We start from the raw sequence: 21915 nt of genomic DNA, 5'->3' as shown, positions 1-21915 counted from the left end.
GTTTTTAGAATCCTACATTGAGCCCCAGGGAAATCGTTTTTGCTTGGGGAGCTGAATAAAAATCATTGCCCTGGAAAACATTGGCATCAGAAGTGGTGCTTCCCAGGTAGTCTGCATTTACCTCAGGGTCCCATCCCATATAGTTGGTAAAGGTCAGCAGGTTCTGCGCCATAAGATAAACCCTCGCATTGCTGACCTTCATTTTGTCAACCAAACTGCCCGGTAAGTTGTAGCCTAGCGAGAATGTTTTTAACCTTACATAGCTACCGTCGGAGATATATCTACTGGATGCGTTGCACCCATTACACGTTCCCAATCGGGCCTGAGGAATATTGGTAATATCCCCGGGGTTTTGCCATCGGTTAAATTGCCTAGCAGTACTGTTGTCAAACCAATCGCCATTGGCAGCATAAAATCCTCCGCCACCTTCGTAGATCTCGTTTCCAAAAACTCCCTGGAAAAGAAATGAAAGTTCAAAGTCTTTATACCTGAGGTTATTGGTAATGCCAGCAATAAAATCAGGATTCGGGTCTCCAACAACCATTCTTGCTGCTTCATTGTAATCATTGGTTGTTTCTGTCAACTCCTCATTGCTGTAATAGAGTGCATCGCCATTACTTGGATCAACTCCGGCATAATTGGGCCCGTAAAAAACGCCAATTGATTCTCCAATGAATATACCGTTAAGGAATCGGGAAGAGGAGGGAGGTATTGAATTCTGGTCCTCGGCCAGTTCCCGGACCCGGTTGATGTTTCGGGCAAAATTAAAGGAGGTGTTCCAACTGAAATTCTGATCAGCATAATTTGCTGAGTTTAGTACCAATTCAAACCCATAATTTTGCATTTTTCCTGTATTTAGTCGGTAAGTTGCAAAACCAGTAGTTCCCGGAAGTGGAAGTAATAATAGTAAACCACTTGTTTGCTTGTCATAATAATCTAGTTCTCCGGTGATTCTATCATTAAACAAACCAAATTCAACACCCAAATTAAATTGAGCTGTGGTTTCCCAGTTCAAATCTGGGTTTGTAATTTGAGTAGGTTCCAATCCTGGTTCAAGGCCATAGAAAGCACCACTGAACAATGCAAGGTGATCAAAATTACCAATCTCTGCATTCCCGGTTAAGCCGTAGGAGGTTCTTAACTTTAACAAGCTCAGACCTTCGGATCCCCGCAAGAATTCTTCCTCAGTAAGGATCCATCCCAGCGAAGCTGCCGGGAAAAAGCCGTACTTGTTATTTTCTCCAAACCTGGAGGAAGCATCGTACCTCGCACTTACAGTCATCAGGTATTTGTTATCCAGCTTGTAGTTGATCCTTGAAAAATAGGAAAGGAAAGAAAAATTGGTAAAGGTAGAAGTACCTTCCACAATTTCAGCAGCTGATTCAAGTGTTTTCAATTCATCCAGCGGAAATTCCTGTCCATCTACCCTGGTGTAATTGTCTTCTGTTTTTTGGAAGGACATCCCGGCAACTGCCTCCAGCTGATGCCTGTCAGAAAAGGTATTGGTATAGGTGAAATAATTGTTGGTATTGTAATTGACAATCCTTGCCCATCTGGAAGTGCCAAAGCCATTGGTTCCCTGACCGGTAATGGTTCTGGATCCGAAAAAGCGTTCATCGTTTTGATTGATAATGTCTACCGCAAAATCGGATCTGAATTTCAGTTTTTCACTGAATACATATTCTCCGAAGATGCTGTTGATGTTCCTGAAACTGGTAGTCAGCCAGTTGGCATTTTCCGAATCGATCAGGTTATTGTAATAGGTGGTGGTAGGTCGATCGTAGAGGACACCATTTTCATCTCTGATTGGTGTAATGGGTGCCAAAGCTACCAACTGAATGGGATTGTTGAACTGGTTATCTTCCGGCAAACGGGTTGTTTCGGTTCTTGCCAAACTGAAATTGGCTCCCAAAGAAAAACGATCCGAAACTTTATGGTCCAGATTTAATCTGCCGGAAATCCGCTCAAAATTGTTCCGGATCATGATGCCCTCTTGCTTGTCATAGGCTGTAGAGAAATAAAATCTGGTTTTTTCGTCTCCTCCACTGGCTGAAAAATTTACATTGGTTATTCCGGCATCAGGATTAAAGGCCTGCTCTTGCCAATCTGTGTTCACATTGCCCTCTCTCCAGTCCGTATGGCCTGCATACCTGTCCAGTCGACCTTCCACAAATTCAAGGTCGGAATCTTCGTAATCAGCAGGATTGTTGATCGGATCAAGCCCATTGGCCAGGTCATTGTTATATCCCGACTCTCTCATCAACTCAATGTATTGGGCGGAATTTAGGAATTCATTCCTTCGGGTAGGGCTACTGACTCCCCTTTGAATGCCCACATTAAATTTGGTCTTACCTGAGGTGCCGCTTTTTGTGGTAATCAGTACCACGCCATTAGAGGCCCGGGCACCATAAATAGCCGCAGCAGAAGCATCTTTCAACACTTCGAAGGATTCAATGTCATTGAAGTTTATATCTGCCAATGGATTACTTTTCCCGATGGTCCCGGAAGAGGTGACCGGAATTCCGTCAATCACATATAAAGGCTCATTTCCTCCGGAAATGGATGAGGTACCCCTTACCCGGATTTTGACTCCTTCACCTACTTTTCCACTGGAAGATTCTACGAATACACCTGACATTCTTCCCTGAAGGGCTTCTTGAAAAGTGGGTACAGGGACATTGGCAATTTCCGAGCCTTTGAGTGAGGCCACATTTCCGGTGAGATCTCCACGGGTTACACTACCATAGCCCACAACTACCACCTCTCCCAATGTTTGGGCATCAGGTTGCAGGGTAATGTTAAGTGTATTTTGGTTTCCTACTTCAACTTCCTGGTTAACGAAACCAATATAGGAGAAAACCAGGGTCTCCCCGTTTGAAACCGGAATGCTAAAGGTACCATCAATATCAGTGACGGTACCCCTATTGGTATCCTTTATTCTTACATTGACCCCAGGTAAGGTTAGGTTGTCCTCTCCGGATATCACCTGTCCGGTTAAGGTTCTACTCTGGGTCCATCCTGTCATTGGCCATGCCAATAACACCATCATCACAATGAGTAAACTTCTTTTCATACAAATAAAGATTAGGTTTTTAATGAATTGGAGGTAATGTTGGGTGTATTATCTCTATTCAAATTTGATGAATTTTATTTTCATCAAGCCGAAAGCTGTTTTAAATTATCCACAAAGATAAAATAAAATTGGATTAAAACATAAGAAACCTAAAAACCAAAAAAGAGGGTATAAAAAATGACCTCCATCATAAAAGTAAATATTAATTTTCTCAAAATGAGATAAAAAAAAGCCTGGTAGAAATAACCAGGCTTTTCCAATTGAAATTAACCTAAAGGTGATTAAAAGCGGTATTTTGCACTTACCATTACAAACCTGGTCTCTCTTTTGGCATAAAAGGATTGCCTGAATGTATTTGTCAGGCTGTTGCCAGCGAACCTGCGGGTATCAAAAATATCTCTTATACTTACCGAAAGTGCTCCCTTGTTTTCCCAAAAGCTTTTTTGAAAATTTGCATCAACATAATATTGAGAAAGATCCCTGCCTTGCGCTTCAATTTCCGCAGATTCATAGTTGCCGACCAATTGGAAACTGAATCCCATCGGCAGTGTAAAACTGTTCATCAATTTGGTGTTCCAGGCAAATCCCTGGTTTACAAATTCCTCGCCTATATTTGAGCCATCTACTTTTAGTTGAAACGCGGTAAAACTTCCATTGATATTCCACCATGGGGTAATGTCTGTAATACCTATAAATTCTATTCCATATGATTCTGCTGTGTTCAGATTAGCAGGTTGGGAATAAGATATACCGTCTTCTATGATCGTAACAAAATCCAATTGGTTACCTACATGACGGTAAAATAAATTAGTGGTCAGACTGGAATTCTCAAAGTTTGCCAGATGTCCAAATTCTAATGAGTGGATCATTTCTGGCTGCAGGTTTGGATTTCCCCTTCTAACACTCAGGGAGTCTGTGATATCAGGGAATGGATTCAACCTCCAGGCGGTGGGTCGGTCTATTCTTCTGCTATAGGATAGTTTTAGGGAATTCTCTTCGTTAATTTTGTATAAGGTTTGAAGACTGGGAAACAAGTTGAAATAATTTTGTTGGTTGGACTCGCCTGTATTTTCCAAAAAGGTGTCCACAAATGTATATTCGCCCCTCAATCCCAAGGTATAATCAAACTTGGGAGAAGTGTTAGAGTAAATGAAATACCCTGCATGGATTTGGTCCTGATAAATGAACCGGTTACTGACATTGCTGTCTTCTACAAAATCCTGAATATTCTCCTCGAATCGCGTGTAAATATAATCGTTGTCAAATTTTCTGATATTTGATTTTAATCCAGCTTCAATTTTGGCATCTGAAGACAGGGGGCTTGTAAAATCTGCCTGAAATATGGATACATATCTTTTCTCGTCTGTAAAAGCACGTTCCATTCCATTCAGGTTTTCTTCCAGAGGTTCGCTGGCATTTCTAAAAATATCAATGTTTTGAATCTTATACTGGTTTCTGTAGGAATTGCTTGCAATTACTTTAAAGGTCTTGTCCTTATCCTCAAAGGTCCTTTCATATATCAGCGCATTGTCAAAACCGTCATCAGCTTCCGTTTCCCGATTTCTTCTTACATATTCCAATACCAAATCATTGGTTTCATTTTCCCGGAGTTCTGAATATAATGTATTGATTTGACTGTCGTCACTGGACTGAAAAAAACCTTCATAGCTGATAATGTTATTTCCAAAGTAATAATCAGCTCCAAAATTAAGGTTATGTCCTATGTTTTCATCAGTAGAGTTGGTGTTTTGGTTTAAAGTTTCTTCATCCTCAAAAATCTCACGCTCGGTTCTCCTTTCGCCAATGGACCTCCATCTTCTGAAGTTGTAACCTGCAAAAACGTTGTATTTTAAGGTACGGTGATTGATGTTGACGCCCGCATTTGTTCGACCTCTTGTGCCGTAAGTAAGTTCCCCATTGCCATGTGTTCCCAGGTTTTCCCCTTTTTTTAGCACTATATCTATGACGCCGGCTTCAGCTTCGGCATCATATCTGGCGTTGGGGTTGTTGATAATTTTAATTTGTTCGATGGCACTTGCCGGAATCTGGTCCAGATTCTGCGTTAAAGAAGAGTTTCTTCCGTTGATCAAAATATTTGTTCCCGAACTTCCTCTCAGGGTAATGGCTCCGTCTTCAGAAACACTCACAGAGGGGGTATTTCTTAAAATGTCAAGTAGGGTCCCACCAAGGTTAGAAAGATTTTGACTGGGATTTATGGTGAGCCCTTCCGCATCTGATCGGATAGGGAATTTTGAAGATTGAACGACCACTTCTTCCAAATCCTGGTTTTCAGAGATTAACTCAATGGTTTCAAGACTTCGGTTACGGTCCAGGTTGATTTCCAATTCTTTTTCATCATATCCAATCAGAAAAAACCGGAGCAGATATTCTCCTCTTGCCGCATTTATGGAAAAATTGCCATTGTCATCTGAATCTGAGAAGGCTACAGGTCGGCTTTCTCCAGGTTCAAAAAGGGCTACCTGAACAAAAGAGAGGGGATCTTTGCTGTCATTAGCTGTCAATTTACCCGTAATGTTGTAAGTTTCATTTTGACTAAATCCAATATTGGTAAAGAATAAACTAGTCAGCGAAAAAACAATGGAAAATAATTTAGTTGGTTTCATATCTGTTCTTGATTCGTTACAAGTTTAGGTATACAATTTGAATCAATTTTGAAGTTGAATGGTAATCTGATGCTCCTCATTGATAAAAGTATAGTCCAAGATGTAACCATGAATCCTACAGATTTGTTGTACAATAGACAGGCCCAATCCAATTGATTCACTCATAGGATTACCCTTCTTAAATCTTTTCAGGTATTCGGTGACATTACCTGTTGGTTTGGGTCCTTTGTTTTTGATAATCAAGCATTTATTATTAACCTCCAGGTAGATGTATCCAGGGCTTTCATTGTGTTTAATGGCATTGCTTAGCAAGTTGTTGATGAGCATTTCGGCCATATTGGGGTGCATGTCAATTTTTACAGAAGGAGTTAATTGTTGATGAAGGGTAATGTTTTTGATGCCCATTAGTTCTTCATACTCTTTGAGGCAATCTGCAATCAACCGCGATAGGTCTATAGATTGGGAGCCTTCAAATTCCTGATTTTCCAATTTTGCCAAAGTGGCCAGCGAATTAACGATTTTAGTCATTTTTTCATTGGCATTATAGGCTGCCGCTATCCAGTTGGCTTGCTGGTTGTTTATGGGGCTATTAAGCAGGAGTTCTAGCTTACCGGAAGCTACAGCGATAGGGGTCTGGATTTCATGGGAAAGGTTTTCTGAAAATTCTTTAACCACCTTGTAATCACTCAAAAGCCGGATGGACATTTTATTCAAAAAATCGTGTAGCTTTTCAAATTCTTCGGTTTTTGTGGGTTCAAATTCCAGTGGTTGGTTATCTTTAAAACTAAAGTTTTTAATTCTATTCAGACTTTGGTGAAAAGGTTGGAGGATTCTTTTTGAAACCAACCGGCTCGTTACCGCTATAAAAATCAAGAGCATTAAAAAAATGGCTACCATGGTTTGAACCACGGTTTCGGTAATGTCATTAGACTCAATCATGATATTATAGGTAGACATATAAAAATGCCTGCCATTGACCAGGTAGGATTTACCGGCTTTAACTTGTCTTTCTATCTGTTCCAAGGGCTCATGCCAAGCCAGGGTATCTCCGGATTGGAAAGGTATCATGGCTTGATCGGCGGGCAATTCTTTGATTTCCAATCGATCTTTTCGGAGCCTTTCAGGATTTTCCAGTGTTTCCATTTTTTTGGCATACCGGTCCAGTTGTCTTTCCAGCTCCTTACCTTGCTCGAAATCGATTTCTGATTCCAGTTTGTAGAAAATTAGCAGGCCTCCGATCAAAAATACGATGATGGATATGCCAAGATACCAAATGGTAAATTGATTGATTAATTTCATTTTTCTGGGGAGGTGTTAAATTTATAGCCTATTCCATAGACTGTTTCTATGTAATCCTTGCCTCCGGCCTGACAGATTTTTTTCCTGAGGTTTTTGATATGCTGATAAACAAAGTCAAAATTGGCCAGGTCATCGGTGTAATCACCCCATAAATGTTGTACAATGGCTTGCCTGCCAAGTACCCGGTCTTTGTTGGTCAAAAAGAAAAGAAGCAAGTCAAATTCTTTCTTGGTCAGGTCCAGCAAGGTTTGGTTGATCAATGCCTGTAAGTTTTCAGGATTAACCTGAATTTCATTAAAGGTCAGGACATCAGACCCACCCAATTGGTTTCTACGGTATAGTGCTTTTAATCTGGCATGTAGTTCAGCCAAATGAAATGGTTTGGTAAGGTAATCATCTGCTCCAAGTTCAAGACCCTCAATTTTATCACCCAGGGACCCTTTAGCCGAGATTATGAGAATATTACACTTTGATTGGTTTTTTTTAATCACATCAATTAATTCCAGACCAGTCCCGTCAGGAAGCATAATGTCCAGGACAATACTGTCATAGCTGTTGATCAGTAACTTGTCTTGTGCATCGAAGCAATTGGTACAGGCATCGCAAAAAATCCCTACGGAGGCCAGAAATTCTGTAATATTGTCCGAAAGTTCTATTTGATCCTCGATTAAAAGAATTTTCATCATTCAAATAAAAGAGGCGTTTTTGAAGTAAATCTGAAGAAAAGCCCAGCTGCGTTTTCTGCAACAGGTGTATTCATATTTTGAACCAAAAAAATAAAACCCAAACCGGAATCAGGATTAACCCGGTCTGGATTTTTTGCAAGATTCTGAGGAATATCAAATGGAAAAACTTTCCCCACAACCACAGGTTCTGGACGCATTGGGATTGACAAATTGAAAACCTTTGCCGTTTAATCCATCACTGAATTCCAAAGTTGTACCCGCAAGATATAAGAGGCTCTTTCTGTCTACAATGATTTTAACCCCTTTGTCTTCAAAAACATGGTCTGTTTCTGAAGTGGTATTATCAAATCCCAAATCGTACATCAATCCTGAACAACCTCCGCCTTTGACAGATACTCTGATATTTTCATCAGTATTTCTGTTCTCTTCCTGTCTTAATTCAAGGATACGATCCTTGGCTTTTTCTGAAACGATGATCATATCTTTTCAATTTAAATTTATGGCTTGCTGAATACTTTTTAAACCAACAAGGTTGAAAATTAATTCCATTATCTTTATTTGCTCAACAAACAAAGATAATAAAATCATGATGAAAATAGAACATATCGGCATAGCAGTAAATGATTTGGATGCCTCTAATCAGGTCTTTGAAAAATTACTGGGCAGGGCAGCTTATAAACAAGAAATTGTTGAAGGGGAAAAAGTCAAGGTGTCCTTTTTTCAGTCAGGGGACCTGAAGGTGGAGCTTTTGCAAGCTACTGATGAAGAAAGTCCCATTGCCCGGTTTTTAAGGCAGCAAAAGGAAGGTATTCATCACCTGGCTTTTGCTGTAGAGAATATCAGGGAAGAGGTAAAAAGATTAAAAGCTGAAGGCTTTACTTTTTTGAATGAAGCAGCAAAGGATGGGGCAGATAATAAATTAATCGTATTTTTGCATCCAAAATCCACCAATGGAGTATTGGTGGAATTGTGTCAGGACAAAAATGCTTATGGATAAGGATAAAAGAACAGAGATAGGAACCCTGGGTGAATTTGGGCTTATTGATAAAATAAGCGAAAATGTCCAATTGAAACATGCCAGCTCTTTAAAGGGAATAGGTGACGATGCGGCGGTACTTGCGCCAACAGACTTGCTGCGGGTGGTGACTACTGATATGCTGCTGGAAGGAGTTCATTTTGATTTGTCCTATACGCCACTAAAACACCTGGGTTTTAAAGCGGTTGCGGTAAATGTCAGCGACGTGGCCGCCATGAATGCCGTTCCCACGCAGGTGACAATAAGCCTGGGTCTATCCAACAGGTTTTCCCTTGAGGCGGTGGAGGAATTATATGAGGGAATCAACCTGGCCGCTATACATTATAACCTCGATTTAGTAGGAGGAGACACCACAGCATCAAGGTCTGGGTTAATCATTGGAGTAACGGCAATCGGAGAGGCGAGAAAGGAGGAAATCAGTTACAGGTCAGGAGCTAAAGTAAATGATATCATTTGTGCAACAGGGGATCTGGGCGGGGCTTTTATGGGCCTCCAGGTTTTGGAAAGGGAAAAGCAGGTTTTCCTCTCTGATCACAAAATGCAGCCTCAGTTGGAAAAATACTCCTACATTACCGGCAGGCAGCTGAGACCTGATGCCCGAATGGACATCATTCATGAGTTCAGGGATTTACACCTGGTGCCTACCAGTATGATGGACATTTCAGATGGTTTGGCTTCAGAGCTTTTTCACATTTCCAGGGCATCCGGGGTAGGGGTGGCCATATATGAAGACAAACTGCCTATAGACAAGCAGACCTACGATACTGCCCTTGAATTCAACATGGATCCAATCACCTGTGTTTTGAATGGGGGAGAGGATTATGAATTGCTCTTCACCATTGACCAAAAGGATTTTGGTTTATTGGAGAAACATCCGGACATCCATTTTATTGGTCATGTGACAGCACAGAAGGATGGCAAGGTGTTGATCACCAAAAGCGGAGCCGCCGTTCCCCTCAATGCCCAGGGCTGGCAGCATTTTTAACAGGAAAGGATAATCAAAGGCAAAACCCAATCTATCATTCATTTGGGTAGGGGATATAAAGGAAATTGGTGAACGTTTCATCCACCACAAACAGGCAGCAAAACTCATCAGGATCCTTGTAAGTAGCCTTGAACTCTTCCAATGTCTCTTCCAGAATGAGTTTTCTCTGTATAAACTCATCGAGGTAAGTGATATAATAATTCCAATCGATAGGCTTCTCGGCTTTGCTTAAGAAAAGCTGTCCTATGGGTTGCTCTGTCTTGCTGATTGGAAAAATGGGGAATTCTGAAAACCCTCTTTTTCTAACCTGGTAAGAAGCTTCTTTGAGGTTTTCACAAATTTTAATAAAGTCGCTGCTGATAGTCCCCAGGTATTTTCCGTTTAATTCCGGGTCATTTTCGTTACTGATCATCATTGCTCTTTCAAATCTAATAAAACTACATTTTCTACATGGTAAGTCTGTGGAAACATATCCACAGGCTGTATGCGATTCACCTGGTATTTTTCCGAAAGCAAGGCCACATCCCTGGCTTGGGTTGCCGGATTGCAACTGACATATACGATTTTCGGAGCTGATAATTTCAGCAGCATTTGAATCACGTCTTCATGCATTCCTGCCCTTGGGGGATCGGTAATGACCACATCTGGCCTTTGGTGCTGGCTTACAAAATCTTCAGTCAATACATCTTTCATATCGCCGGCATAAAACAGGGTGTTTGAAAGCTGATTGTGCAGGGCATTTTCTCTGGCATCCTCAATGGCCGGGCTTACGTATTCTATGCCAATTACCTGTTTGGCATTGGCGGCAACGAAGTTAGCGATGGTGCCTGTTCCGGTATAAAGATCGTAAACCGTTTCATTTCCCGTCAACCCCGCAAATTCCCGTGCCACCTGATACAAGCGGTAGGCTTGAAGAGAATTGGTTTGGTAGAAGGATTTAGGTCTGATTTTAAACTTGAGCCCTTCCATGCTTTCTTCTATGAAATCTTTCCCGGCATAAGTATGGACGTCCAGGTCCAGAAAGGTTTCATTCTTTTTTAGGTTCACAATATATAACAGAGAGGTGATTTCGGGAAAACGTTCCTTCAGAAAGCCCATGGTTTTGTCTATCCCAGCCGGGTCATCTTCCCCAAATTGTACAATCACCATGGTCTGTCCATCTAAGGTGCTCCTGATGATGAGGTTTCGGAGCAAGCCGGTTTGGTTGATGATATCGTAAAAAGTCAGGTTTTCTTTTAAAGCAAAAGTTCTCAATTCATTTCTGACTTCATTGGAAATGCCGCCTTGAAGGTAACAATGGTTTATATCCACTATTTTATCAAATCTTTTTGGGACATGAAAACCCAGGGCATTTCTTTCAAAATTTTCGCCGGAATCGATTTCTTCCCGGGTAAGCCAGCGGTTATTGGAAAAGGTGAAATCAAGTTTATTTCTGTAATAACGGGTATCTTTGGCACCGATAATGGGCATGACTTCCGGAAGAGGGACTTTGGCAATTCTTTGGAATTGATCCACAACCTGCTGCCTTTTGTAGGTCATTTGGAGCTCATAAGAGATATGTTGCCATTTGCAGCCTCCGCATGTGCCAAAATGTTCGCAAAAGGGGCTTACTCTGTTGTCCGAATATTCATGAATTTTGATGGCCTCTGCTTCCATAAAACTGCTCCTCCCTTTGGTCACCCTTACATCTACAAGATCTCCGGGAGCCACATTGCTTACGAAAACAACTTTTCCATCATGATGGCCCACGCATTTTCCCTCACTGGCTATTCTTTCTATTTTCAGCCTTTGAAGGACCTTATTCTTCATTTTTCTTGACATAGGTTGCAAAATTAATCATTTTCGGTCAAAGGGATTAAATTTGTCCTGAATGGTTTCAGGTTTTTGCATACCTTGAAAAAAAATACATATGGATTTAAAAGACAAAGTTGTAATCATTACGGGGGCCACCTCCGGCATTGGTGCTGCCTGTGCCAAAATTTTTGGTAAAGCAGGGGCCAGAATTTGGATTACAGGTAGGAGTCAGGTAAAATTGGATGAAACGCTGCTGATGCTTCAAAAAGAGGGTATCAAATGTGCCGGGGGAATTTGTGATGCTGCGGATCCTGTCCAAAATGAAAAGATGGCAGAGGATGTAAGGGAAAAATTTGGAAGTATTGATATTTTGATCAACAATGCGGGTGTCAGTATGCGGGCATTGTTCAGTGATTTGGATTTGAAAGTCTTTCACCGGGTCATGGACATCAACTTTTGGGGTACCGTATATGCCACCAAATATTGTATGAATGATATTGTAAAAAACAAAGGGGCGATAATAGGCGTGTCTTCCATCAATGGGTTCAGGGGCACACCTGCCAGAACCGCCTATACCGCCAGTAAATTTGCCATGAATGGTTTTTTTGAATCACTTAGGACGGAGTTGATGAAATTAGGGGTTCATGTTTTGGTGGTATGCCCGGGCTTTACCGCATCCAATATCCGAAACAATGCTTTGCTGGGAGATGGAAGTACACAAAAAGAATCCCCCAGAGATGAAGATAAAATGATGACATCGGAGGAGGTGGCAGCTGCCATTTTAAAAGCCCTTCGCAGAAGGAAGAGAGATCTGGTCCTTACCCGTGAAGGTAAACTGGCTTCATTTTTGAATAAATGGGTACCCGGATTAATGGATCAAGTGGTGTACAACCACATGGCCAAGGAAAAAGATTCACCCTTTAAGTAAAGTTTCATGCTAAAAGATATTTTTAAGGTTTATTTAAACCGCTTGGTGGATCTTTCTTCCAACAATCGATCTATTTTTCTTCCGAAAATCATTCAAAGCCAAATGATTGATCTCAAGGATTTTCATTTTTTGAACAATCATCCTTCTTTTTTTTACATCAATGAATTGCTGGGAAGAAAAAGAAATATTCCACTAATTCAGGAGCTCGACTCCCGGGATAAGAACGTCAATCAGCTATCCACCAGGCTAAAACGCCTGCTTCACCATGTGCGCTTTGCCATTGAAGAAACAGGGGAAAAAAGTTTGTTTGTGGGTTGGCCTTTTGTAGAGGGTAGATTACTGAATGAACAGTTGATCCGTTGTCCCTTGATTTTTTTTCCGGTGGAGCTTGTACTTGAAGATAAAACCTGGTACCTGAGAAAAAGCCTGGGTGAGCTTCCTTTTCTAAACCCATCTTTTCTGCTTGCCTATAGCCAGGCTTTGGGAAGACCATTTGATAAAGAATGGCTGGAGCTTTCGATGGAAGATTTCAGTAAGGAACCCATGGGTTTTCGTACCGACTTGTATCACTATTTAAAAAATCAGGTTGAACTTAATTTTAACAGGGAAATTTACCAGGATAAACTAGAGTTTTTTCCCGATCTGAATAAAGATGATTTTCAAAAATATTCAGAAACAGGGCTGCTTCGGCTTCAGCCTTATGCCATTCTGGGTCAGTTTTCTCAAAAAAACTCTTTCCTGATGGATGATTATGAGCAACTGATCCGGCAATCAACTCAGCAAAATCTGGAGGAATTGTTTTCTGATAGTTTTGGAAATGTTACTACAACCAGCCAACTAAGCCTTGAAAGCAATCTATACAATACCTTTCCGATGGACGCAAGTCAGGAAGAGGTGATCAAACATGTAAAATCAGGGCAATCCTGTGTAGTGCAAGGGCCTCCGGGTACAGGAAAATCCCAATTGATTTGCAATTTGGTTGCAGATTTTACTTCAAGAGGTAAAAAAGTGTTGGTCGTATCTCAAAAAAGAGCAGCTCTGGATGTGGTTTATCAGCGTTTGTCTGCTCAGGGTATGGCAAATTTTTCCGCCCTGGTTCATGATTACAGGGGAGATAGAAAAGAACTGTACAAGAAAATCGATCACCAAATCAGCTCCCTTGAAAATTATCAAAGCCTCAATAATTCTCTGGATGCTATCCAACTTGAGCGGACTTTCGGTCAAATGTGCAGGAATATTGAAAAGCATACGGATTTTTTTGAGGAATATAAAGAGGCGCTTTTTGATGTAGTAGATTGCGGCGTTCCGGCGAAGGAACTCTACCTTACATCAGATTCTGCTGATGAAGGAGTAGACATGACCCAATATTACCGGGCTTTCAGGTTGGATGACCTGGATGTTTTTCTTAATAATTTTGAACAATATCAGTTTTTCTTTAATAAATTTCAGGTTTCTTCCTCGTTTTGGCTCCATAGAGTAGATTTTTCGGTGTTTGGTCCCGAAGCTTTTAAAGGTGTAGAGGCCACTTTTCAAGAATTATCTTCGGTAAAACTTACAGCCAAGAAAGACCTGGATAGCATGTTGGCCGATACCTTTGAATATGGACTGATTTATCAATCTTTTCAACAAAAGGAAAAGATTGAAGCATTAATGCAAAGTATCAACAGCCCGGAAATATACGAGAAATTCAAGGTTTTTATGCCACATGATCCAGCATCACTGGACCACCTTTGGCTGGAGAGTAAAGTAGAAATGGTGCGTAAATTGTTTGGGGAGGAGGGAGTAGAATGGGAAATTGGAGATGAAGAAGTGGAAGGAGTCCTGAAAAAAGCCGTTCAGGCTTCCAAAAAACTCGAATCATGGTACGGAAAGATGGCGGTCAGCCTGGATGCCAAGAAATATGGAACTGTAATTTCGCTTCTGGAGCAAAATGGATTGAAAAAAAGTAAGGAAGATATCAGGATATTGATTCAAAGGTTGGAAAACAGAATGAACCTTAATCACCAATATACACTCTTGGCCCAAAAGACCTGGGTAGAGTTGCCTGAAAAACCATTTACTATCCATTCTTTTAATCAAATGGCCGGCGTCCTGGTAAAAGCTTTAAAAGCACGATTTATCATGCATGATTTGGGTGTTTTGGCCTCGTATTTTTACAAACCTCAATTTTCCTACCAACATTTTCAAACACTATTAGAGGGTATTACCGTAATCAATGATTGGGTAGAAGACCATTTTGGAAATTGGAGGAAATACCTCAGTGTGATTCAGATTAAACATTTGCTTAGTTCACCTGATGAAGAAAAGCTGCAGGAAGTGAATCAAAATATTGCCCGGGATGTAGATGAGTTGATTAGGTTTGACCGGTTAAGAAACCAGATGAACGAGGTCGAGAAAAAGGTGGTTGAAAAAATTATTGACGCATTTCCTGAAAGGGATTTTGCCAGCCTCAAACAAATATTTTTATCCAGTTTGAAGATAAGTTGGATAGGGCATTTAGAGGCAAAATACCCGATTTTGAAAGAAATCTATGGACCTCAAATCAAAAGTTATATCGCTGATTTTGAATTCTCTGTTGAGGAAAAGTTGAAGACTGCCCGCTTTATTGTGGAGATGCGGCTTCGGGAGGGGGTTTGTCAACAATTAGAATACAATCGCCTGAACAATCTTATTACTTACCGGGAGCTGGCCCATCAGGTAGGTAAAAAGAAGCAGATCTGGTCTGTGAAAAAGTTGATTGCTTATTACAAAGATGAAATATTCAGATTGGTACCCTGTTGGTTGGCGTCACCGGAGACTGCATCAGCCCTTTTTCCTCTTGAGCAGGATTTCGATTTGGTGATTTTTGATGAAGCCAGCCAATGTTATTTTGAAAGGGGATTGCCCATGATGATGCGGGGAAAACAAGTGGTTGTTGCTGGTGACAGTCAGCAGCTTCAGCCATACGATCTTTACCAAACCAGAATTCAATCTGAGGATGATGGTATGGAGCTGGAAATTGATGCCTTATTGGATATGGTAAGCAAATTTTTCCCCACTTTTCACCTCAGCACTCACTATAGAAGTGCGACCCTGCCGCTGATTCATTTTTCCAACAAACACTTCTATGAGGACAGGCTTTACATGCTGCCCGACAGGAAGGTATTGAATAGCAATGAGCAGGGTGTCAAATTAATTTCAACTGATGGGATCTGGGAAAACCAGACCAACCTTATTGAAGCGAAGGAGGCTTTGTCACAATTGGTTAAACTAAGAGCCAAATATCCTTTGGATTCCCTGGGTGTCATTACTTTCAATTATTACCAGATGATTCTGATCATAACCCTTTTAGAGGAAGATGAACATCTGAGAATGGATAAAAATATCAAAGTAAAAAACATAGAAAATGTACAAGGGGATGAATTTGACAGGGTTATCTTTTCCGTAGGATACGCCAAAAATCCGGAAGGAAGGTTTACAGCCAATTTTGGGCTATTATCCAGAAAAGGGGGGGAGAATCGTTTGAATGTTGCGGTAACCAGAGCCAGAAAGGAAAATATTCTAATCACCAGTCTTAAAGCAAGCGATTTCAAGGATAAACACTTGAATAATCCAGGAACCAGATTGTTAAGTGAATATTTAGCCTATGCTGCTAAAATTCAAGAAGGTGAAATTCCTGAAAAGGCCAGCCTAGATGTGAAAGGTTATGGCAACCAATGGTCATTAAAAAACAGACTTGTAGGGACTTATGGAAATCATGAAGTGGAAGAAAACCCATACGTTAAAGTGATGGATCTGGAAGTTAAAGAAAACGGAAAAGCCGTGGCGGCAATACTTACGGATGACCAAAGGTTTTTTGCTGCAAAAACCGCAAAAGAGGCATTTGTTTATCATCCTCAGCTATTGACTTCCAGAAATTGGAACATTGTGTTTTTGTTTAGCAGGCAATATTGGTTAGATAGGGAAGATTTGCTGCAAACCAAAATAGCGCAAGGAAATTTTAATAAGGCATAAAAACATGGCACACAATACTAGCTGTCTGGCTCTTATTCCTTTACCCTGAAAAAAATGCATGTTGCAGTTTTAATCCCTAATCTCCGATATTTTCAAGCCTACCGATTCAATGCCAGTCAAGGTGTCTTTTCTCATGTATTGGATGAACTCCACCCTTGCTGGTGTTGCAAGTTGATTTGCAGGTAAAGTATCATAAAGTGTCCTTCTGTTGCCAAATCCTGATCCCAGAGGTTGACCTGATTTGGAATCAAACAGTTGCAGGTTGACCAGTGAATCCAACATTACATTATTCAGGCTGTCCCTGAGTAAGTAACGGAGGTACAGGTTATGGTATTCGTAGCTGTCGTTGTACCTGATGCCTACAGATAGCATTTTTGAAACAGCGGGAGGTAGTGAATCCAGCGAAAATGAAACTGTATCCGATACCAGCCAACTTTGGTTTGGAAAGTCTTCAAAGGATTCGTACAACCTGTCTCCATTACAGCCGGAAAGCAAAAAAAGCATGCCGAGAAAGTATAAAATGGGGGACAGGCATTTAGTTATCATCAGACTTCCCCTGGTTTGGATTGTTCTTTGGATTCCGGTTTCGGTTGGGCCTACGCCTTTTATTCGGATGACCATCATTTTTACTTTTTGGTCCTTGCGACCCATTATCGGCCTGGATTTGGGATGGATTATCCTTTTGATTTTTATTTCCTCTTTTATGGTTGCGATTGCTTTTTTGATTTCTGCCCCTTTTTTCTTGCTGATCAGGTCTGGCTGTTCCAGCTTCACCTGAGGTCATGTTGGGTTTTCTTGATTTGGGTTTTCGCTTCTTTTTCCTTTTGGATTGAGCAAATTTCTTGTCCAATAGCTCCAGGTCCTGGTTGTTTTTGCTTTGGTCAAACTCTCCCTCAAATGCCTTGTCCTGCTTTAGGTTGAAAGGAGTGATTCCTTTTTCGTTTTGTTCAAGGATCAATTTGACCCTGTCACAATCTATGGAGTGCCAGTTGTTGTCATCATTGTAACTGAACCACATGAGTCTTCTGAAAATATCTGTTTTTTGGAGCTTGGCGGGTCCCGCTTCCGTTAGCAGTGGCTTCTCAACATTGGGAATATCTTCCAATGCACTCAGGTAACTATCCAGTTCGAAATTCAGGCAGCATTTCAACCGACCGCATTGGCCGGACAATTTACTCGGATTCAGGGAAAGGTTCTGATATCTTGCTGCTGAAGTAGTGACACTTTTAAAATCGTGGATCCAGGTGGAGCAACAGAGCTCCCTGCCACAAACACCAATGCCTCCCAACCGGCCCGCTTCCTGCCTGAGGCTAATTTGCCTCATTTCAACCCTTATTTTAAACTCTGAAGCCAAAATCTTGATCAATTCCCTGAAATCAACCCTGTCATCAGCGGAATAATAAAAAGTGGCTTTTGAATTATCTGCCTGATATTCCACATCCGATAGTTTCATTCCCAGTTTGAGTTCCTCAATGATTTGTTTGCTCCTGTATATGGTAGGGATTTCCCGGTTTTTGGCTTCCTGCCATTTATCAAGGTCTTTTTGGGTCGCTACCCGGTAAATGCTAAGAATATTGTCATCGTTTTTGATTTTTCTTTTCTGCATCTGAAGTCTTACCAACTCACCTTGCAGGGACACGTAACCAATGTGGTGCCCGTTGGGTACATCCACCACCACCGGGTCTCCGGTAGTGAGTGGCAAAAGGCCCGAATTTCTGAAATAATCTTTTCTTCCTCCTTTAAATTTAATTTCTGCAATGTCAAATTTATCTATTTCGGGTATGCCCATATGGGATAACCAATCAAAGGCATTCATTTTATTACAATCGCTGGTACCGCAACTGCCGTTATTTTGACAGCCGCCTACAGCTGTCGTTCCGGTGCTACAGTTTGTACATCCTGACATAATTCATCTATATTTAAGGGAGTTGCCTCCTCGTGAAAATGGGTTTTCAATCACTTAAATGAAGAATATCCTGACCGATATCTTTCCTGTAATTTACTTTCTCCCAATTGATCTGATTTACTCTTTCGTAGGCATGCTTAATCGCATCCTCGATTGTATTTCCTAACCCGGTAATTCCTAGTACTCTTCCACCATTGGTAACGATGGCTTCCGGATGCCTTGTTTTGGTGCCCGCATGAAAGGTGATGGCTTGTTTGAGCGTATCTTTTTCCAGGCCTGATATGACCTTGCCCGTCTCATAGACTTCCGGATATCCTCCGGCTACCATTACCACTGTTGCTGTTTTGGTGGCAGTGGTTTTTAAATTATAATCTCTCAATTTCTTATCAGCAATGGCACTCAACAGGGATACAAAGTCGCTTTCAATTCTAGGTAACACAGCCTGGGTTTCCGGATCTCCCATTCTGACATTGTATTCGATGACAAAGGGCTCCCCATCCATATTCATAAGACCTATAAAAAGAAAACCCCTGAAATCTATTCCTGAATTTTTTAACCCGAGAACGGTAGGCTTAATAACTTTTTCTTCGACTTTTTCCATAAAAGCCTGATCTGCGAATGGAACCGGGCTAATGGCTCCCATACCCCCGGTGTTTGGTCCGGTATCCATTTCACCGATTCTCTTGTAATCTTTTGCTTCAGGAAGAATTTTATAGCTTTCTCCATCTGTGGCTACAAATACGGAAAGCTCTATTCCTTTAAGGAAAGTTTCTATTACCACTTTTGTTGAGGCTTCCCCAAATTTCTGTCCTACCAGCATGTCTTTGAAGCTTTTTTCAGCTTCTTCATGGCTGTTACAAATCAAAACACCCTTGCCAGCCGCCAGGCCATCCGCTTTAAGGACAATCGGCAATTTTTGCGTTTTTAAATAAGCAATACCCTCCTGTAAAGATGCCTGTGTGAACGTGGCATGGGAAGCGGTAGGGATCCCATATTGGTTCATAAATGCCTTCGAAAAATCCTTACTACCTTCGAGCTGTGCACCTGCCTTACCTGGCCCCACGATGGGAAGGGAGGCAGTTTTAGGGTCCAGGGCCAAAAAATCTCTTAAACCCTTTACCAATGGCTCTTCTGGTCCAACTACGAGTAAATGGATGTCATTTGTAATGCAAAAATGCTTAATTCCTTCGAAGTCATTGGCGGATAGGTCTATATTTTCCCCAAGGGCCTGAGTTCCGGCATTGCCAGGAGCAATCCATAATTTTTCACAATGTGTACTCTGTTTTATTTTCCAGGCAAAGGCGTGTTCCCTGCCACCGCTTCCAATAAGCAATATGTTCATTTGTAGTATTTCTTTTAGTTGGCGTGATCTGAAATAAATTTTATCCGGTAAACCCTTACTTCCTCCTCAGAAAAATCATCTTCCTCTAATTCCGCCATGGCTTCCCGGATTTTGTCAGTATCGGCCGTCATGAAATAATCATGGAGAATATCCTCTCTTTCATCATCCATGATGTTTTGGATGTAATAATTGATGTTTAATTTTGTCCCACTGTAGATAATCTGCTCTATTTCATGAAGCAATTCGCTCATGCTGATATTCAGGTTATTTGCAATTTCGTCAAGGTCAATTTTTCGGTCTATTTGCTGAATGATGGTGATCTTAACTTTGGACCGCGTTCCGGCGGTTTTTACTACCACATCTGACGCTGTGATAATTTCATTCTCATCTACATATTTCTCAATCAATTTCAGGAAGCTAGCACCAAATTTGGTTACTTTTCCTATTCCTACCCCATTGATTTGGGCCAGTTCTTCCTTTGAGGTAGGATAAACGGTAGCCATTTCCTCCAGTGACGGATCCTGAAAGACGACATAAGGAGGGAGGTTTTTGACTTTTGCTACTTTTTTTCGTTCCGCTTTCAGCAATTCATAAAGCTTTTCATCATAAGCTTTGCCCACATTGTTCAGCTCTTCAGAAGATATGTTTTCAGCCATTTCCTCAAAATTATGATTTTTACTGATCTTAATAGGGTAAGGTTCCTTTAAATAAGCTTCACTTTTATCTGATAGCAAAAGGACACCGTAATTTTCTATGTCTTTATCAAGCAAACCATAAATCATGGTTTGTCTAATTACTGTTTTCCAATGGATCGTATCTTTGTCCTTACCCAGGCCAAAAGTGGAGAGTTTATCATGGTCATAGCTCTCTATGTAATCGTCTTTTTCTCCCCGAATCATACTTACGATATGATCCATACTAAACCTTTGATTGGTTTCCTTTACAGCTTTGATTACAGTAATGATGTCATCCTGACCATCAAAGGTTTCTTTTGACTTTTTACAGTTGTCACAAAAGCCACAATCTTTTCCCAGGTTTTCCCCGAAATAATGAAGCAAAAACCTTCTCCTGCAAACTGAACTTTCAGCATAGGCTGCCATTTCCTGGAGCAGGACTTTGGCGTTTTCGCGTTCATTGACAGGCTTGTCTTTATTGAACTTTTCCAGTTTTACAATATCTTCATACCGGTAAAACATTAGACAGTGACCTTCAAGGCCATCTCTTCCGGCCCTACCGGTTTCCTGGTAATAGCCTTCGAGGGACTTGGGTACATCATAATGGATGACATACCTTACATCTGGCTTGTCTATGCCCATTCCAAAAGCGATGGTGGCCACGATGACATCTACTTCTTCGTTGAGGAAGTCATCCTGATTTTTTATCCTGACGTGACCATCAAGTCCGGCATGATACGGGGCGGCATTGATCCCGTTCACCTTTAAAAGGTCGGCTATTTCTGTCACTTTTTTCCTGCTCAGACAATAGATGATCCCCGATTTGCCTTTTTGTGACTTAATGTATTTGATGATTTCCTTTTTGGTGTCATTCTTCATTTTCGGTCTGACCTCATAATAAAGATTGGTCCGATTAAATGAAGACTTGAAAAGGTCAGCTTCCTCCATTTGAAGGTTTCGCTGTATGTCTTGCTGAACCTTTGGCGTGGCTGTAGCTGTAAGTGCGATGACCGGGAGCTTGTCCCCGATCTGGGCAATAATTGATTTTATCTTTCGGTACTCTGGCCTGAAATCATGACCCCACTCCGAAATACAATGGGCCTCATCAATGGCAACAAAGCTAATATCCGAGTTTTTTAAAAACTGGACGTTTTCATCTTTGGTCAACGACTCGGGAGCCACATATAGCAATTTGGTAAGACCGGCCGTTACTTCACCCTTTACCCTGTTCGATTCGGATTTGCTCAGGGTGGAATTAAGGAAATGGGCATTAATGCCAAAACTGTTCAGTTGGTCCACCTGATTTTTCATCAGCGCAATTAAAGGAGAAATGACGATAGCAGTCCCCTTTTTTGAAACGGCTGGCAATTGGTAGCAAAGGGATTTCCCTGCCCCTGTAGGCATTATAACAAAAGTGTTTTTCCCCTTAAGTATATTTTCTACTATGAATTGTTGGTTTCCTCTGAACTGATTGAAACCAAAAATATTTTTCAGATTATCTTTTACTGCGTTATCCACTATATAAATAGTTTAATGAGTTGCTCTCAGTCAATCATTAAAGTTTAAGGTAAAACT

General features: G+C 41.1%; 15 protein-coding genes. 4 read left to right on the top strand and 11 right to left on the bottom strand.

Annotated features, from left to right (window positions below):
* Positions 1 to 4 precede the first annotated feature (4 nt).
* The 5 genes from G9Q97_RS23560 to G9Q97_RS23540 form a co-directional block, all read right to left on the bottom strand.
* A complete protein-coding gene (locus G9Q97_RS23560) occupies positions 5 to 3073 on the bottom strand; it encodes a SusC/RagA family TonB-linked outer membrane protein (RefSeq protein WP_166151548.1) in 3069 nt (1022 codons plus the stop codon).
* A gap of 281 nt (positions 3074 to 3354) precedes the next feature.
* The gene (locus G9Q97_RS23555; protein ID WP_166151546.1) at positions 3355 to 5697 is read right to left on the bottom strand and encodes an outer membrane beta-barrel family protein; all 2343 of its coding nucleotides are present in this window, start codon (positions 5695 to 5697) and stop codon (positions 3355 to 3357) included.
* A 42-nt stretch (positions 5698 to 5739) separates the two neighbouring features.
* Positions 5740 to 6996, bottom strand: a complete 1257-nt coding sequence (locus tag G9Q97_RS23550) for a sensor histidine kinase (protein ID WP_166151544.1) — start codon at positions 6994 to 6996, stop codon at positions 5740 to 5742.
* Positions 6993 to 7682, bottom strand: coding sequence for a response regulator transcription factor (locus tag G9Q97_RS23545; protein WP_317168808.1), 690 nt, complete (start codon positions 7680 to 7682; stop codon positions 6993 to 6995). Before G9Q97_RS23545 ends, G9Q97_RS23550 begins: the two co-directional genes overlap by 4 nt.
* A 153-nt stretch (positions 7683 to 7835) precedes the next feature.
* Entirely contained in the window at positions 7836 to 8162 is a 327-nt protein-coding gene (locus tag G9Q97_RS23540; RefSeq protein ID WP_166151542.1) for a HesB/IscA family protein, read from the bottom strand.
* Positions 8163 to 8268: 106 nt separating this feature from the next.
* Here G9Q97_RS23540 and mce point away from each other — a divergent pair, with 106 nt between their 5' ends.
* On the top strand, positions 8269 to 8679 hold the full coding sequence (mce, locus tag G9Q97_RS23535) for a methylmalonyl-CoA epimerase (RefSeq protein WP_166151540.1): 411 nt from the start codon (positions 8269 to 8271) through the stop codon (positions 8677 to 8679).
* Entirely contained in the window at positions 8672 to 9703 is a 1032-nt protein-coding gene (gene thiL / locus G9Q97_RS23530) for a thiamine-phosphate kinase (RefSeq protein ID WP_166151538.1), read from the top strand. The genes mce and thiL overlap by 8 nt, the downstream gene beginning before the upstream one ends.
* Before the next feature lie 34 nt (positions 9704 to 9737).
* Here thiL and G9Q97_RS23525 read toward each other — a convergent pair whose 3' ends face one another.
* Positions 9738 to 10115, bottom strand: coding sequence for a hypothetical protein (locus G9Q97_RS23525; RefSeq protein WP_166151588.1), 378 nt, complete (start codon positions 10113 to 10115; stop codon positions 9738 to 9740).
* Positions 10115 to 11524 carry a 23S rRNA (uracil(1939)-C(5))-methyltransferase RlmD gene (rlmD, locus tag G9Q97_RS23520; protein WP_166151536.1) on the bottom strand — a complete coding sequence of 470 codons (1410 nt, stop codon included), beginning with the start codon at positions 11522 to 11524 and terminating at the stop codon, positions 10115 to 10117. Before rlmD ends, G9Q97_RS23525 begins: the two co-directional genes overlap by 1 nt.
* 88 nt (positions 11525 to 11612) lie before the next feature.
* Between rlmD and G9Q97_RS23515 the strand changes: the two genes are divergently transcribed.
* The gene (locus G9Q97_RS23515) at positions 11613 to 12425 is read left to right on the top strand and encodes an SDR family oxidoreductase (protein WP_166151534.1); all 813 of its coding nucleotides are present in this window, start codon (positions 11613 to 11615) and stop codon (positions 12423 to 12425) included.
* Between the two features lie 6 nt (positions 12426 to 12431).
* Positions 12432 to 16418 (top strand): AAA domain-containing protein, encoded by a 3987-nt coding sequence (locus tag G9Q97_RS23510; RefSeq protein WP_166151532.1) that lies wholly within the window; start codon positions 12432 to 12434, stop codon positions 16416 to 16418.
* 69 nt (positions 16419 to 16487) lie between these two features.
* On the opposite strand, the gene G9Q97_RS23505 is transcribed toward G9Q97_RS23510, so the two are convergent.
* From G9Q97_RS23505 to recQ, 4 genes are read right to left on the bottom strand one after another with little or no spacing between them, the layout of a single operon-like run.
* Positions 16488 to 16964, bottom strand: coding sequence for a gliding motility lipoprotein GldH (locus tag G9Q97_RS23505; RefSeq protein ID WP_166151530.1), 477 nt, complete (start codon positions 16962 to 16964; stop codon positions 16488 to 16490).
* A complete protein-coding gene (locus G9Q97_RS23500) occupies positions 16954 to 18324 on the bottom strand; it encodes a PSP1 domain-containing protein (protein WP_166151528.1) in 1371 nt (456 codons plus the stop codon). The genes G9Q97_RS23505 and G9Q97_RS23500 overlap by 11 nt, the downstream gene beginning before the upstream one ends.
* 46 nt (positions 18325 to 18370) lie before the next feature.
* Positions 18371 to 19666, bottom strand: a complete 1296-nt coding sequence (purD, locus tag G9Q97_RS23495) for a phosphoribosylamine--glycine ligase (RefSeq protein WP_166151526.1) — start codon at positions 19664 to 19666, stop codon at positions 18371 to 18373.
* A gap of 14 nt (positions 19667 to 19680) precedes the next feature.
* Positions 19681 to 21858, bottom strand: coding sequence for a DNA helicase RecQ (gene recQ / locus G9Q97_RS23490; protein WP_166151524.1), 2178 nt, complete (start codon positions 21856 to 21858; stop codon positions 19681 to 19683).
* Positions 21859 to 21915 lie beyond the last annotated feature (57 nt).

Source organism: Cyclobacterium plantarum (genome assembly GCF_011290685.1).
GTDB lineage: Bacteria > Bacteroidota > Bacteroidia > Cytophagales > Cyclobacteriaceae > Cyclobacterium > Cyclobacterium plantarum.
This window is presented reverse-complemented; position numbering and strand designations above follow the sequence as displayed.